A 14,664-nucleotide genomic window follows, 5' to 3' on the forward strand; every position below is an offset into this window, starting at 1 on the left:
CCAGGGTCGCCACGCGCATGCGGGCCTTCGTGCGCCCCGCCGCCGGGCCCGACACCCTGCCCATGCCCCTGGACAACCCCGCCCTGGAGACTGCGCCCCTCGGCGAAACCCTGGAGGGCGCCAACCTCTCCGCCGCGCTGACGGATTTCCTGCTGGCCCTGAGCGCCAAGCTGGACACGGTGGTCAGCCTGCTTTCGCAAAAGCGCCTGGAGGACGATTTCGAGGCCGCGGTGGAGGTGCTGGAAATCGGCGCCCAGGGCCTGGATTTCGTCGCCCCGCGCCCCTGGGCCGCGGGCGCCGTGCTGGAGTTCGCCCTGGTGCTGAACCAGTACCCCCTGCGGCTGGCCGCCGCCGTGGGCCGGGTGGAGGCCGTGGCCGACTCCCCGGCCGGGCCGCGCCACAGCGTAACCTTCACGCGCATCCGCGAGGCCGACTTCGAGGCCGTGGTCCATTTCGTCATCAACGAGGAGCGCCAGCAGATCCGCGAATCCCGCTGGTCGCGCTGACCCCCCGCCACCCCGAGGATCCCCATGCCCGCTTCCCCCGCCCCGCAGTTCCCAGCGGAACAATTGGACAAGCTCGTCGCCCAGGTCACCCAGAGCGTGGTCGAGGGCCTGGACACCGTCCTGACCGAGGTCATCCAGAAGGAAGTCTCCCAGGTGCTGGCCGAATCGCTCTCGCGCGCCCTCAAGGAAGGCGCGTTCTTCCGCAAGGTCAACGAGGACATGCGCGAGGGCCTGGAGAGGATATACGGCGAGATCCGCGAGGCGCGCCGCGAGGCCGGGCAGCGCCCCCGGGGCGGCCATGAGACGGGCGAACTCATCAGCGAGGCGTCCGACCAGCTCGACGCCATCCTGCGCTCCACCGAGGACGCCACCGTGCGCATCATGGACATCGTGGAGCAGCACCAGGAGATGGTCCGCGCATCGGGCGAGCTGCTGGCGGCCTTCCGCACGGGCGGCGCCCGCAAGGACGCCGTGGAGGAGCTCATCCGCCAGAACGAGGCCCACCAGGCCCACCTCATGGAGATCATGACCGCCCTGTCCTTCCAGGACCTGACCGGACAGCGCATCAAAAAGATCATCCAGGCCCTGAAGCGCATCGAGGAGATCGTCTTCAGCGTCTATGTGAGCACGGGGCTCAAGGTCCGCCGCCATGAGCAGACCCCCGAGCGCGACGCCGGGGAGATCGACCAGGAGGCCGCCAAGACCGTGGAGGCCCTCAAGGGCGGCGGCTCGGAACTCAAGGGCCCCCAGGACGGGGCCGCCCAGTCCGACGTGGACGACCTGCTGCGCCAGCTCGGCCTGGAATAGTCTCCCGCCCTGCCGGAAAAGCCAGGGGCCGCCCCGCGACGCGCGTCGCGGGGCGGCCCCTGGCTTTTCCGGCGGCGGGCGGCGGGCCTCAGAGCAGCAGCAGATGGGCCAGCCCCAGGAAGAGGAAAAAGCCCGTGGAGTCGGTGATGGTGGTCAGGAAGATGGACGAGGCCTGGGCCGGGTCGCGGCCCAGCTCGCGCAGAACCACGGGGATCATGGCCCCGGAGACGTTGCCGACCATCATGTCCAGCCCCAGGGCCAGGGCCATGACCCCGGCGAGGCTGGCGTGGTGGGTCAGGATGAACACGCCGCACAGCACGAGCAGCCCGACCATCAGCCCGTTGAGCAGGCCGATCTTGGCCTCGCGCAGCACCGCCGTCCAGGCGCGCCTGCGGTCCCAGGTTTCCATGGCCAGTTGGCGGATCATCACCGCCAGGGACTGCTGGCCCGAATTGCCGGCCTGGTTGGCCACGATGGGCATCAGCGCCGCCAGGATGGCCATCTGGGCGATGGTGCCCTCGAACATGTGCACCACCCAGGCCGCCACGGCGGAGTTGGCCACGTTGATGACCAGCCAGGGCAGACGCAGGGTCACCGAGCGCAGCCAGGGCGTGTCCACGGTTTCGTTCTGGCCCGCGCCGACCATGCCGAGCATGTCCTCGCTGGCCTCTTCGTGGATGATGTCGATGACATCGTCGTGGGTGACCACGCCCAGCAGGCGGCCCTCGCGGTCCACCACGGGCAGGGCCAGGAAGTTGTAATGCGACAGGAGGTGGGCGACCTCCTCCTTGTCGGTGTCGAAGGCGGCGGTGATGAGCTGCTGGTTTTCCAGCATCTCGCGCAGGGGCTTGCCCGGGCGGGCGAGCATCAGGTTGCGCAGGGAGACCACGCCGACCAGGTGCTCCTGCTCGTCGACCACATAGGCGTAATAGGGGATTTCGGATTCTTCGGCGGCGCGGCGGATGAGGGCGATGGCCTGGTCCACGGTCAGGTTCTGCTCCAGAACCGTGACCTCGGTGTTCATGACGCCGCCGGCGGTGTCGGAGTCGAAGGTCAGCAGGCTTTCGATTTCCTGGGCTTCCTCGGCCTCCACGCGCTGGAGCAGGGCCTGCTGGTGGGCGGTGTCCAGGTCTTCGAGAACGTCGGCGGCGTCGTCGGGGGACATCTCTTCGAGGATGTCGGCCGCCAGGTCCGGGCTCAGGGCGCGCATGAGCACGGCCCGGTCGTGCTTCTCCATCTCCGCGACGAACTCCGCCGCGTCGGAGGTGTCCAGGCTTTCCAGGACACTCAGCTGGTCGGCCAGGGACAGGTCCTCCAGCAGGTCGGCGCCGTCGGCCGGGTGGGCGTTCTCGAAGCCCACGGCCACGGCGTCGCCCTCGCTCCCGGGTGGGGCGAGGGTCCGGATGTCCTCCTGGACGGGGCTCTGTTCGTCCTTCTCGTGCATGGCGTCCCTCAGGTATACCAATCGACTGCGTTCGTCAAAGCGGGCGACGGGCGCCCGGGAGGGCGCGCGCGGCCGGGAGCGGCCTGCGCGGCTTGACGCCGCCCCCTGTTTGCCGTAACCCCGCGCAAGGCTCCCGCCCACCCCGGAGCGGCGCCAGCGGCGGGCCGGGCCACCCATCCCGGCCACCCTCACAGGACAAGCCTACCATGAACACCACGACTTTTCATGACTTTTTCCAGGGCCCGGCCCTGGGCTTCCTGATGCGGGCCATAGACACGGCCCTGGAGGAGGACGGCCCCGACCTGACCAGCCTGGCCGTGTTCGGCCCAGCAGCCCCGGCCCGGGCCGAGATCGTGGCCAAGCAGGACGCCGTGGCCGCCGGGCTGCCCATCGGCCCGCTGGTGCTCGACGCCGTGACCCCCGGAGCAGGCGCGGGGATGCGCCTTTGCGCCGCCGACGGCCAGGCCGTGCGCCCCGGGCAGGTGGTGGCCGAGATCCACGGCCCGGCCAGCACCCTGCTGCGCGCCGAGCGGGTGATCCTCAATTTCCTGACCCACCTTTCGGGCATCGCCACCCTGACCCGCGCCTACGCGGACGCCCTGCGCGGCTCGCGCACCACCCTGCTGGACACGCGCAAGACCCTGCCCGGGTTGCGCCATGTCCAGAAGTACGCGGTGTTGATGGGCGGGGGGAAAAACCATAGACTGTCCCTTGGCGACATGCTCATGCTCAAGGACAACCACATCGACCAGGCCGGCGGCATCGCCCCCGCCGTGGCCCGGCTGCGCGCCGCCTACCGGCCCTGCCCGCCCATCGAGGTGGAATGCCGCACCCTGGGCGAGGTCCGCGAGGCCGCGGCCTTGGGCGTTGCGCGGATCATGCTCGACAACATGGCCCCCGGGGCCCTGGCCGAAGCCCTGGCCCTGGTGCCCGAGGGCACCCAGACCGAGGTCAGCGGCGGCGTGTCGCTGGACACCCTGGCGGCCATAGCCCAGGCCGGGCCGGACTTCGTGTCCGTGGGCCGGCTGACCCACTCGGCCCCGGCGGCGGATTTCAGCATGCGCATCCACATCCCCGGGAGGCCCCAATGAACACGCCCCACGCACAGACCATCGCCGCCATCCGCCGCCAGCGCGGCGCGTCCCTGGTCATCATGGGCCACCATTACCAGGGCGGGCTGGTCATCCAGCACACCGACCTGCGCGGCGACTCCCTGGAGCTGGCCCGGCAGGTGCGCGGGCTGCGCGCCGCCAGGCATATCGTCTTTTGCGGGGTGAGCTTCATGGCCGAGACGGCGGCCATGCTCGCCGCGCCGGGGCAGAAGGTCGTATCCCCCGCGCCCGAGGCCGGGTGCGTCATGGCCGACATGGCCCCCGGGCCCCTGGCCGACGCCGTGCTGCGCCGCCTGACCGCCGACGGCCGCCGGATCATCCCCCTGGCCTATGTGAACACCGACGCCCATGTGAAGGCGGTGGTCGCGCGCCACGGCGGGAGCGTCTGCACCTCGGCCAACGCCCCGGCCATGCTGCGCTGGGCCCTGGAGCGGGGCGACGGCGTGCTCTTTCTGCCCGACAAGAACCTGGGCCACAACACCGCCAACATCCTGGGCCTGCGCGAGGACCGCCGCGCCGTCATCGACGTGTCGGGCATGGGCGCCGCCCTGGACCCCGCCGCCCTGCGCTCCAAGACCCTGCTGCTGTGGCCGGGCATGTGCGTGGTCCACAAGCGCTTCACCGCCGCGCAGGTGGAGGCCGTGCGCCACCGCGACCCCGACGCGCTGGTGGTGGTCCATCCCGAGTGCGAGCCCGAGGTGGTCGGCCGCGCCGACGCCGCCGGGTCCACCTCGTTCATCATCCGCTATGTGGCCGAGGCCCCCCGGGGCGCGGCCATCTATGTGGGCACCGAGCTGAACCTCGTGGAGCGCCTGGCCCGGGAGCACGAGGGCGTCAGGACCGTGCGGCCCCTGACCCCCAGCCATTGCCGGAACATGGCCAAGACCACCGAGGAGGTCCTTGCGGCCACCCTGGAGGACCTGGACGACATCGAACCCGTGACCGTGCCCTGCGACGTGGCCCGCGACGCCGTGGTGGCCATCGAGCGCATGCTCGAGGCATGCAGGTAGCCATCATATGAACGCCGACCGCTTCAAGACCCAGGTGCTGATCATCGGCACGGGCATCGCCGGATGCACCACCGCCCTGACCCTGGCCGACGCCGGGCTGGAGGTCACCCTCATCACTTCGGACTTCGCCCCCGACCAGGGCAACAGCGCCCTGGCCCAGGGCGGCATCGTCTACCAGGCCGGGCCCGGCGACGCCGCCGACCTGGAGCGCGACATGTACACCGCGGGCTGGAAGGCCAACCTGCCCCGCGCCGTGCGCCACCTGGCGCGCAAGGGCCCGGGCGTCGTGGAGGAGATCCTCATCGACCGCCTGGGCGTGGATTTCGCCCGCCGCGAAGACGGCCAGTGGGACCTCATCCGCGAGGGCGGCCACGGCAAGCCGCGCATCCTGCACTGCGCCGACTTCACGGGCCGGGCCATCATGGACTGCCTGCTCGACGCCGTGCAGGTCCATCCCGGCGTCCGCCTGCTCACCGGGCGCACCGCCGTGGACCTGCTGACCAGCCACCACCATTCCACGCGCCTGGAGTTCAAGTACCAGCTGGCCAACCAGTGCTGCGGGGCCTACGTCTTCAACCGCGAGGTGAACCGGGTGGAGACCGTGCTGGCCGACTATACCGTGCTGGCCACCGGAGGCATCGGGCAGGTCTACCTGCACACCACCAACACCGCGTCGAGCATCGGCTCGGGGCTGGTCATGGCCGAGCGGGCCAAGGCCAAGATCGTCAACGCCGAGTATGTGCAGTTCCACCCCACCGCACTCTACCACCGCGCCCCGCGCAAGTTCCTGGTTTCCGAGGCCGTGCGCGGCGCGGGCGCCCGGCTGGTCAACGCCAAGGGCGAGGCGTTCATGGCCCGCCACGACTCCCGGGCCGACCTGGCCCCGCGCGACATCGTGGCCCGGGCCATCCAGGACGAGATGCTCCACTCCGGCGAGGACTGCGTGTACCTCGACGCCGCCCGCTACGTCGACCGCGACCTGCAACGCAGCTTTCCGACCATCTACGCCAAATGCCGCGAAATCGGCGTGGACATGGGCAGCGAGCCCATCCCGGTGGTCCCGGCGGCGCACTATTTCTGCGGCGGCATCCTCACCGACGAGCACGGGCGCACGACCATCGCACGGCTCTATGCCGCCGGGGAATGCGCCTGCACCGGCATCCACGGCGCCAACCGCCTGGCCAGCACCTCGCTGCTGGAGGGCCTGCTCTGGGGCCGCTCCGTGGGCAAGGATATCGCCCGGCGCCTGAACGGGCGCACCACCCTGCCCCGACGCCTGGCCGACGCCATGCCCGGCTGGGTCAGCCCCGGCGACGTGCAGAACGAGGACCCCGCCCTCATCGCCCAGGACTGGGCCACCATCCGCCACACCATGTGGAACTATGTGGGTATCGCACGCACCGGCCAGCGCCTGGCCCGGGCCTTCGACGATATGCGCAGCCTGCAACGCCACCTCCAGGACTTCTACAAGTCCACGCCCATATCCCAGACGCTCATCGACCTGTTCCACGGCTGCCACGCGGCCTTCCTGATCACCGTGGCCGCCCGGTCCAACCCCGAGACCCGGGGCTGCCACTTCCGCGCCAGATAAGGCCCGGCGCCGCCAGGGCCCATGAACGAGGAAACCCCCGGTCCGCTTGCACGGGCCGGGGGGCTCTTCGTTCGGGAACCCTTCCGCGCGGGTTCCCGCCTCTTGGGGGGGTCTGCATGGAGGAGGTGTCCGACGTGGCGTCCTGCCAAGACGCATTCGTCTTCTGCCTCTGCATAATGCGAGAGGCGTGCCAAACCGGCAAAGTCTGTCATTCCGGGCGAATAGCCGGACTGGGGCCTGCGGGAAGGCCCTTCTTGTGCAAGGCCGGGCACATCCAGGCTGCACTTTCTGTGCAACCGGATGCACAGAAACCTTGCACAAGGACTGAAAAAGCCCCCGGTCCGCAGGGCGGGCCGGGGGCCGGGGGTCATGGTTCCCGGGCTCAGGCTTCCTGGGCCGCTTCGGGGGCCGGGTCCTTCTCCTCGTCGCCGGGCAGGGCGCTGGGGCCGAAGCCGAGCAGGATCGGGCTGGCCACGAAGATGGAGGAGTATGTGCCCACGCCGATACCGATGAGCAGCGCCAGGGCGAAGTCGTGGATCACCGCGCCGCCGAAGATGAACAGCCCGGCGACCACGAGCAGGGTCGTGCCCGAGGTCAGCAGCGTGCGCGAGAGGGTCTGGTTGATGGAGGCGTTGATGACCTCCTTGAAGTCCTTGCGCTTGCGCCCGCCCAGGTTCTCGCGGATGCGGTCGAAGACGATGATGGTGTCGTTGAGCGAGTAGCCGATGATGGTCAGCAGCGCGGCGATGATGGTCAGGTCGAACTCCTTGCCCAGCAGGGAGAACACACCCACCGTGACCAGCACGTCATGGACAAGTGCCACCACCGCGCCCAATGCGTAGTTGAGTCTGAGGCGCCAGCACAGGCCCAGGGTAATGACCAGGGCGGCCACGATAAGCAGGCTCATGGGCACGCTGATCAGGTCCAGCAGGTAGACGCCGGTGGCCAGCCCGGCGGCCATGATGCCCGCGGCCATCCAGCGGGCCTCGAAGCGCCCGGAGATGTAGATGGCGATGAGCAGCACGGCGTAGAACATGGCCTCCAGGGCACTCTCGCGCAGGTCCGCGCCGACCTTGGGGCCGACCATCTCCTGGCGCTGGATCTCGTAGGCCGCGTCGGGCGCCTGGGCGGTCATGGCCGCCCGGACGTGATCGCGCACGGTGTCCGTGCCCAGGCCCTGCTGCTCGGAGATGCGCACCAGGTACTCGTGGTCGGCCTCCATGCCGATGCGCTGCACGGCCACGCCCTCCAGGCCCTCGGCCACCAGGGCCTTGGCGAAGGCCTCGGTGTCCAGCCCGCCGTCCACGCGCATCTGCACGGTGACGCCACCGGCGAAGTCGATGCCGTACTTGGGGCCGCCGTGGGCCACCAGGGAGCCGACGCCCACCAGGAGGGCCAGGGCCGAGGCGGCGAAGGCCACGCGCCGGTTGCCGATGAAGTTGAACGCCGTGCCGGGCCGGACGAACGACAGCCCGGCCACGGGGTTCTTGACCTTGGGCAGCAGGTCGAAGAGCACGCGCGAAACGAAGATCGCCGTGAACATGGAGGCGATGATGCCCAGGGTCAGGGTCACGGCGAAGCCGCGCACGGGCCCGGTGCCGAACTGGTAGAGGATGACCGCCGCGATGATGGTGGTCACGTTGGCGTCGAGGATGGTCAGGGTGGCCTTGGCGTACCCCTCGGCGACGGCCGCCGCGCTGGACAATCCGCGCCGCAGTTCCTCGCGGATGCGCTCGAAGATGATGATGTTGGCGTCCACGGCCATGCCGATGGTCAGGATGATGCCCGCGATGCCCGGCAGGGTCAGAGTGGCGCCGAAGGCGGCCAGCCCGGCCATGATGAGCACGATGTTGAACAGCAGCACCGCGTTGGCCACCAGCCCGCCGAAGCCGTAGTACAGGGCCATGAAGCCCAGCACCAGGGCGAAGCCGACCAGCGTGGAGGTGATGCCCTTGTCGATGGATTCCTGGCCCAGGGAGGGGCCGACGCTGCGCTCTTCGAGCACGTTCACCGGGGCGGGCAGCGCGCCGGAGCGCAGCACCACGGCGAGGTCGGTGGCCTCCTCGGTGGTGAAGGAGCCGGAGATGGACGCATGGCCGCCGCTGATCTTCTGCTTGATGACCGGGGCGGAATAGACCTGCCCGTCCAGGACGATGGCCAGGCGCCGCCCCACGTTGTCGCCCGTCAGGCGCGAGAACTTGCGCCCGCCCGAGGCGTTGAGGGTCAGCGACACATAGGGCTGGCCGAACTGGTCGTACTGCACCTGGGCGTTGGAGATGGCCTCGCCCGAGAGCATGGCCTCGCGGTGCAGGACGATGGGCCGTTCGAGATAGGTGCCGTCGGGGTTCAGGTGGCGCTGTTGCAGCACGTCGCGCCCGACGCGGCGGGCGTCCTCGGGCTTGGTTTCGTCGTCCACAAGCTTGAACTCGAGGTGCGCGGTACGCCCGATGATGTCGATGGCCCGCTGGGGGTCGTCCAGGCCCGGCAGCTGCACCTGGATGCGGTTGCCCTCCTGGCGGCGGATGTCGGGCTCGGCCACGCCGAACTGGTCGATGCGGTTGCGGATGGTCTTCACGGCCTGATTCATGGTCAGGCGCTCGACCTCCTTGCGGTATTCGGGGCGCATGGCCAGGATGTAGCGCAGGCCCTCGCCCTGGGGCTGGCGCTCGGCCACGGTGTAGGCGGAGCCGTAGGAGTCCTGGATGAGGGAGTCGAATTCGGCCTGCTGCGCGGCCTTGGTCAGGACAATGCCCAGCCTGCCGTCGGGGGTCACGGCGGCGTTGTACACGGCGATGCGCTTCTCGCGGGCCAGGGTCTTCAGGTCCTCGCCCGTCTGCGACAGGGTGTACTCGGCGGCCTTTTCCACGTCGACGCCCAGGGTCAGGTGCACACCGCCGCGCAGGTCGAGCCCGAGGACGATCTGTTTCTCGGGCAGGATGGCGCGCAGGGCCGAATCCTGCGACAGATAGGAAGGAAGCGCCCAGGCCAGGCCCAGGACGCTCACCACCAGGACGATGGCAATGCGGTAAGGCAGGGTCCCTTTCATGTGTTCTCCTCAAGGTCCGAGATACGGTGACGCCGCTGGCGGGGCGCGCCCCGCCAGCCCGAAGGCAGCAAGTTGATACGCCTTGTCAAAAGCCAAGGCAAGCGGAGCCCTCGGGGCCGCGCGGGGCCCGGTGGGGATCGCTTGCCTTGCAGGGCGCCGCGCTGCGCGCCGCCCGGACTACTTCTTGCCCTTTGCGGTGTCCTTGGGGCTCCTGTCCGCCATGGCGGACACGAAGTTGCGGTTGACCTCGACGATCATGTCGTTGCCCAGGTCCACGCGCAGCACGTCGCCTTCCACCTCGACGATCCGGCCGTACATGCCGCCGCCGGTGAGCACCTTGTCGCCCTTCTTCAGGGCGGAGAGCATCTCGCGGTGCTGCTTCTGCTTCTTCTGCTGCGGGCGGATGAGCAGGAAGTAGAAGATGACGAACATGAGGATCAGCGGCATCAGGGCGCCCAGGGCACCACCGGCGCCGCCGTCGCCACCGGCGGGCGGGGCCATGGCATACGCGACTTCGGGAAAGAACATCGTTCCTCCAGGATTGTTGATGGGACGTGGCCGCCGGGGGCGGCATGACTGGCTTTCGGATAATGACGAACACGGCCCCGCCTGGGGCCGGGCCGCAGTCAGGCACTTAAATCGTCCGCCTGTTTTCGTCAATGGAAAACGGCCCCCGCGGGGCGCGCTCCGCCAGCGGCCCGCCCCGGCGTGGCCCACGGCGCCAGCCCTCCGGCCCTGCCCTCGACCCGGGCCACGCCCCGGGCCGCGCCTCTCCCGGCTCCGGCGTTCGCCCCCCGCACCCCGGGCAAAGACGCCGGCCCCGCCACCCGGCCCACAGCGCCGCACCCCGGCCCGCCTGCCTCCGGCCCGCACCCCGGCCCATCTGCCCATCCGGCCCGCGCCCCTGCCTGCGGCGCCGCATCCACCCCGCCCCCGCCGGCCCTCGCGCCGCGTCTCCTGGCGCCGGACAGATGCCCCCGGCCCAACGGCCTGTGCCCGCACCCCCCCGTTGCCCGGCCCAAGCCGCCCGGGCGGCGCCCCCCGCAGCCGGGCCCGGGCTCGACCCCTACTTAAGGATATGCCCCGCAAAGCGCCCGCCCCCGTCCTCTGCTCCACAGACGGCACCCGCGTCCCCCGGGCCGCCTGCGCCGCCAAGCCCAGATGCCTGCTCCCAGCCATTTCCCGCCCCCCCCGGCCCTCAGCACATGCCCCAACATTTTGCGGACAGGGTCCAGATTGTTGAATATATTATATGTTTAAAGCCCTTTGGTATTTTTTAGACATAATTGTCATAATTGATAAGGATTTCTCACTTTACTTGGCGCAAAGTGTACTATAAAAGTAATTCCCGTTTGTCGGGCAGCTGCGTGAGCAGCGACGACGGCGCGAGCACGGACGCGCCGCACCTTCCCGACCCGCCAGGCGGTGACGCCCGGGCTGCCACCCGGAAAACACAACACGCGCAGACTTTGGCTTCGCCCGGCGGCTTTCGGGCGGCCCCGCGTTCGCCGGGAGCCGCATCCACGCACAGCTCCATCCGCCCGCCGGACCTGCCGCGAGCCGCCTGCGCGTCAGGGAGTCTCACCATGTGCCGATTGTTCGCTTTGACCAGCACCGAGCCCGTCTCGCCCATGCGCGCCGTCCGCGCCCTGGACGTGATGCGCGAGGGCCACGACGGCTCGGGCGTCGGGCTCTTCCTCACCGGCCTGGGCGGGCCGCTGGGTGCGCTCGCAGACTGCCCCATCCTGTCGGGCATCCTGACCAGCGAAGGCGAAAGGCGCCTGAACCAGTTCATGGACGACAAGGGCTTCACCCTCCGCCACCGCCTGAGCTGGAACCTGCCCGCCACGCCGCCCCCGGGCACCCCCCGGCGCGGCCTGTACCTCGTGGCGGCCTACGAGCCGCCCGACCGCTGGCGCGCCCTGCCTCCCGCCGAACGCGAACTGAACATCCTGCGCACCCGCCTGGAGCTGAAGCACATGGGCCTGGAGCGCGAGGACATCACCGTATTCAGCTTCTGGCCCGACGTGGTCATGCTCAAGGAGATCGGCGATCCCCTGGCCGTGGGCCGGTACCTGGACGTGGACCGCGAGGACCTGCACGCCCGCCAGATCCTGGCCCAGGGCAGGCAGAACACCAACTACGCCATCAACCTCTACGCCTGCCATCCCTTCTTCATCCAGGGCATCTGCACCATGACCAACGGCGAGAACACCGCCTTCGTGCCCATCAAGGACTGGCTCACGGCCTGCGGAGTGCCCGGCTACGAGGGTTATCACTCCGACTCCGAAGTCTTCACGCACATCCTGCACTACGCCGTGCGCCGCCTGGGGCTGCCCCTCGCGGCCTACAAGCACGTCATCACCCCCCTGCCCGACGCCGACATGCGGAGCCACCCCGACGCGGCCTTCCTGGAGCAGCTCAAGGCCGCCTGCCGCAAGCTGATCATCGACGGGCCCAACTGCGTCATCGGCTGCCTGCCCGACAGGACCATGTTCATGGTCCAGGACAGCAAGAAGCTGCGCCCCGGCGTGGTGGGCGGGCGCCCCGGCCTGTACGCCTTTTCCTCGGAGATATGCGGCCTGGACGCCGCCATCCCCGAACGTGACAAGACCCGCGACTTCCAGCCCATGCACCTGGACACCGCCATCGTCGGGCCCGGATGCGAGGAGATCGAGATATGCCGTCAAACGCAGCCATTGCCCCAAGCACGCTGAGCCACGTCGACCTGCCCTGGCGGATCGACTGGACCGGGGACAAGTGCACCCTGTGCGGCCAGTGCGTGGCCGTGTGTCCCGTGCGGGCCATCGAGCTCGGCGTGTTCCGCAAGCGCGAGATCAAGGCGTCCTTCGGCCTTTCCACCACCAGCGAGAACCAGTACAGCGTCCGGTACGGCATCCGCCAGAAGACCGACCCGGGCTTCGCCTGCATCGGCTGCGGCATGTGCGACATGGTCTGCCCGGGCGACGCCATCACCCCCCGGCGCAACGACGAGCAGCCCAAGCTCCGGATGCACGCCAACAAGGGCGGCGCCCCGCGCACGCGCGGCGGGCGGCGCAACGACCGGGGCTCCCTCCTCGACCAGATCAAGTTCGTGCGCATCTCCATGCTCACCGACCCCGCCCTGGACGCCGGGCGCCACGAGTTCGACCTGACGACCATGATCGGGCGCATCCTGCCGCCGGAAACGGCCCTGGAGACCCTGCGCAACCAGGGCTGGATGCCCCCGGTGCGCAAGATATACCCGCTGCTCATCGGCGGCATGAGCTTCGGCGCCCTCTCGCCCAACATGTGGGAAGGGCTCCAGATGGGCGTGGCCTACCTGAACGAGGAGCTGCACATGCCGGTGCGCATGTGCACCGGCGAGGGCGGCTGCCCGCCGCGCCTGCTGCGCTCCCGTTTTCTCAAATATGTCATTTTGCAGATCGCCTCGGGCTATTTCGGCTGGGACGAGATCATCCACGCCCTGCCCGAGATGAAGGAAGACCCCTGCGCCGTAGAGATCAAATACGGCCAGGGGGCCAAGCCCGGCGACGGCGGCCTGCTCATGTGGCACAAGGTCAACAAGCTCATCGCCGCCATCCGCGGCGTGCCCGTGGGCGTCAGCCTGCCCTCGCCGACCACCCACCAGACCAAGTACTCCATCGAGGAGGCCGTGGCCAAGATGATCCAGTCCATGTCCATGGCCTGGGGCTTCCGGGTGCCGGTCTACCCCAAGATCAGCGCCACAACCACCTCGCTGGCGGTGCTGAACAACCTGGCACGCAACAAATACGCCGCCGGGCTGGCCATCGACGGCGAGGACGGCGGCACGGGCGCGGCGTACAACGTGTCCATGGACCACATGGGCCACCCCATCGCCTCGAACATCCGCGACTGCTACCTGAACCTGTGCCGCATCGGGGCCCAGAACGAGCTGCCGCTCATCGCCGGCGGCGGCGTGGGCAAGAACGGCAACCTCGCGGCCAACGCCGCCGCGCTGATCATGCTCGGCGCCTCCGCCGTGCAGGTCGGCAAGTACATCATGCAGGCCGCGGCGGGCTGCGTGGGCAGCGAGGGCGACCGCTGCAACGTCTGCAACATCGGCGTCTGCCCCAAGGGCATCACCTCGCAGGACCCGCGCCTCTACCGCCGCCTGGACCCCGAAAAGGTCGCCGGGCGCGTCGTGGAGGTCTTCCTGGCCTTCGACAGCGAAATGAAGAAAATCCTCGCGCCCCTGGGCCGGTCCACCTCCCTGCCCATCGGCATGTCCGACGCCCTGGGCATCGGCGACAAGAACGCGGCCGACCGCCTGAGCATCCGCTACTGCGTCTAGCGCACGCGGCGACGACCGGAGAGAGATGAAATGAAGCAAGGCACCATGCGGACCATAAGCGGACAGGAAGACGGCCAGCGCATCGAATCGCGCATCCTGGAGGAGCGCGTGCAGCGCGCCGTGGCCCAGGGCGCGACGGAGCTGCTGGTCGAGGCGTTCGGCCAGCACGGCATCGGCGGCAGGCTGTGGCAGGGCGGGCAGACGCCCATCACCGTGCGCGTCACGGGCTCCCCGGGCCAGCGCCTGGGGTCCATGGGCTTTCCCGGCACCACCATCGTCACCGACGGCCCGGCCTCGGACGATACGGGCTGGCTGTGCGCCGGGGCGCAGATCGTGGTCCGGGGCAACGCCTCCAACGGCACCGGCAACGCCATGGCCCAGGGCAGGATCTTCGTCGGCGGGCACATCGGCTCGCGCGGCATGACCATGACCAAGCAGAACCCGCGCATGGCCCCGCCGGAGCTGTGGGTGCTGGACAGCGTGGGCGACTATTTCGCCGAGTTCATGGCCGGGGGCGTGGCCGTGGTCTGCGGGCTGGCCCCGTGCGACCCCGCCAACGTCCTCGGCTACCGGCCCTGCGTGGGCATGGTCGGCGGGCGCATCTACTTCTGCGGCCCGCACCAAGGCTTCTCCGAAGCCGACGCAAAGCTGGTGGAGATAGACGACGCGGCCTGGGGCTGGCTCCAGGCGGGCCTTGCGGACTTCCTGGAGCGCATCGGCCGCCCCGAGGTCCTGCCCGAGCTGGCCGTGCGCGGGCAGTGGCAGTGCATCGCCGCCCGCTCGCCCCACGAGAAGCTGGGCAAACGGCGCCGGAGCATGGGAGAATTCCGGGC

At 69.6% G+C, this 14,664-nt stretch carries 10 protein-coding genes and 1 pseudogene; 8 read left to right on the top strand and 3 right to left on the bottom strand.

All coding sequences use genetic code 11. The features are described from left to right. Both M0P34_RS06630 and M0P34_RS06635 read left to right on the top strand, forming a co-directional pair. A partial coding sequence (locus tag M0P34_RS06630) for a hypothetical protein (protein ID WP_291497666.1) occupies positions 1-506 on the top strand: 506 nt, incomplete at its 5' end. A 63-nt stretch (positions 507-569) separates the two neighbouring features. Continuing rightward, on the top strand, positions 570-1,313 hold the full coding sequence (locus tag M0P34_RS06635; protein WP_291497668.1) for a protein phosphatase CheZ: 744 nt from the start codon (positions 570-572) through the stop codon (positions 1,311-1,313). An 88-nt stretch (positions 1,314-1,401) separates the two neighbouring features. On the opposite strand, the gene mgtE is transcribed toward M0P34_RS06635, so the two are convergent. Continuing rightward, entirely contained in the window at positions 1,402-2,778 is a 1,377-nt protein-coding gene (gene mgtE, locus M0P34_RS06640) for a magnesium transporter (protein WP_291497670.1), read from the bottom strand. 185 nt (positions 2,779-2,963) lie between these two features. On the opposite strand from mgtE, the gene nadC reads away from it, so the two are divergent. From nadC to nadB, 3 genes are read left to right on the top strand one after another with little or no spacing between them, the layout of a single operon-like run. After that, positions 2,964-3,848, top strand: coding sequence for a carboxylating nicotinate-nucleotide diphosphorylase (gene nadC / locus M0P34_RS06645; protein ID WP_291497672.1), 885 nt, complete (start codon positions 2,964-2,966; stop codon positions 3,846-3,848). Beyond that, positions 3,845-4,879 (top strand): quinolinate synthase NadA, encoded by a 1,035-nt coding sequence (nadA, locus tag M0P34_RS06650; protein WP_291497674.1) that lies wholly within the window; start codon positions 3,845-3,847, stop codon positions 4,877-4,879. The genes nadC and nadA overlap by 4 nt, the downstream gene beginning before the upstream one ends. 7 nt (positions 4,880-4,886) lie before the next feature. After that, complete coding sequence (gene nadB, locus M0P34_RS06655; RefSeq protein ID WP_291497676.1) at positions 4,887-6,470, top strand: L-aspartate oxidase; 1,584 nt, start codon at positions 4,887-4,889, stop codon at positions 6,468-6,470. A 382-nt stretch (positions 6,471-6,852) separates the two neighbouring features. Here nadB and secD read toward each other — a convergent pair whose 3' ends face one another. Next, positions 6,853-9,516, bottom strand: coding sequence for a protein translocase subunit SecD (gene secD, locus M0P34_RS14865; protein ID WP_366062172.1), 2,664 nt, complete (start codon positions 9,514-9,516; stop codon positions 6,853-6,855). A 177-nt stretch (positions 9,517-9,693) separates the two neighbouring features. Beyond that, entirely contained in the window at positions 9,694-10,044 is a 351-nt protein-coding gene (gene yajC / locus M0P34_RS06670) for a preprotein translocase subunit YajC (RefSeq protein WP_291497678.1), read from the bottom strand. A gap of 1,058 nt (positions 10,045-11,102) precedes the next feature. On the opposite strand from yajC, the gene M0P34_RS06675 reads away from it, so the two are divergent. The 3 genes and pseudogenes from M0P34_RS06675 to M0P34_RS06685 form a co-directional block, all read left to right on the top strand. Continuing rightward, the gene (locus M0P34_RS06675; RefSeq protein WP_291497680.1) at positions 11,103-12,233 is read left to right on the top strand and encodes a glutamate synthase; all 1,131 of its coding nucleotides are present in this window, start codon (positions 11,103-11,105) and stop codon (positions 12,231-12,233) included. Beyond that, complete coding sequence (locus M0P34_RS06680) at positions 12,197-13,831, top strand: glutamate synthase-related protein (RefSeq protein WP_291497682.1); 1,635 nt, start codon at positions 12,197-12,199, stop codon at positions 13,829-13,831. Before M0P34_RS06675 ends, M0P34_RS06680 begins: the two co-directional genes overlap by 37 nt. Before the next feature lie 30 nt (positions 13,832-13,861). After that, a pseudogene (locus M0P34_RS06685) lies at positions 13,862-14,664 on the top strand (pyridine nucleotide-disulfide oxidoreductase); the annotation flags it as partial.

The sequence above is a fragment of the Desulfocurvus sp. genome (assembly GCF_023230885.1).
Classification (GTDB): Bacteria; Desulfobacterota; Desulfovibrionia; order Desulfovibrionales; family Desulfovibrionaceae; genus Desulfocurvus.

Bases quoted from the DNA above. Each gene is read 5' to 3' on its own strand.
- nadB (WP_291497676.1), top strand. From the start codon at position 4,887: ATGAACGCCGACCGCTTCAAGACCCAGGTGCTGATCATCGGCACGGGC.
- nadA (WP_291497674.1), top strand. From the start codon at position 3,845: ATGAACACGCCCCACGCACAGACCATCGCCGCCATCCGCCGCCAGCGC.
- yajC (WP_291497678.1), bottom strand. From the start codon at position 10,044: ATGTTCTTTCCCGAAGTCGCGTATGCCATGGCCCCGCCCGCCGGTGGC.
- nadC (WP_291497672.1), top strand. From the start codon at position 2,964: ATGAACACCACGACTTTTCATGACTTTTTCCAGGGCCCGGCCCTGGGC.
- secD (WP_366062172.1), bottom strand. From the start codon at position 9,516: ATGAAAGGGACCCTGCCTTACCGCATTGCCATCGTCCTGGTGGTGAGC.
- M0P34_RS06675 (WP_291497680.1), top strand. From the start codon at position 11,103: ATGTGCCGATTGTTCGCTTTGACCAGCACCGAGCCCGTCTCGCCCATG.
- M0P34_RS06680 (WP_291497682.1), top strand. From the start codon at position 12,197: ATGCCGTCAAACGCAGCCATTGCCCCAAGCACGCTGAGCCACGTCGAC.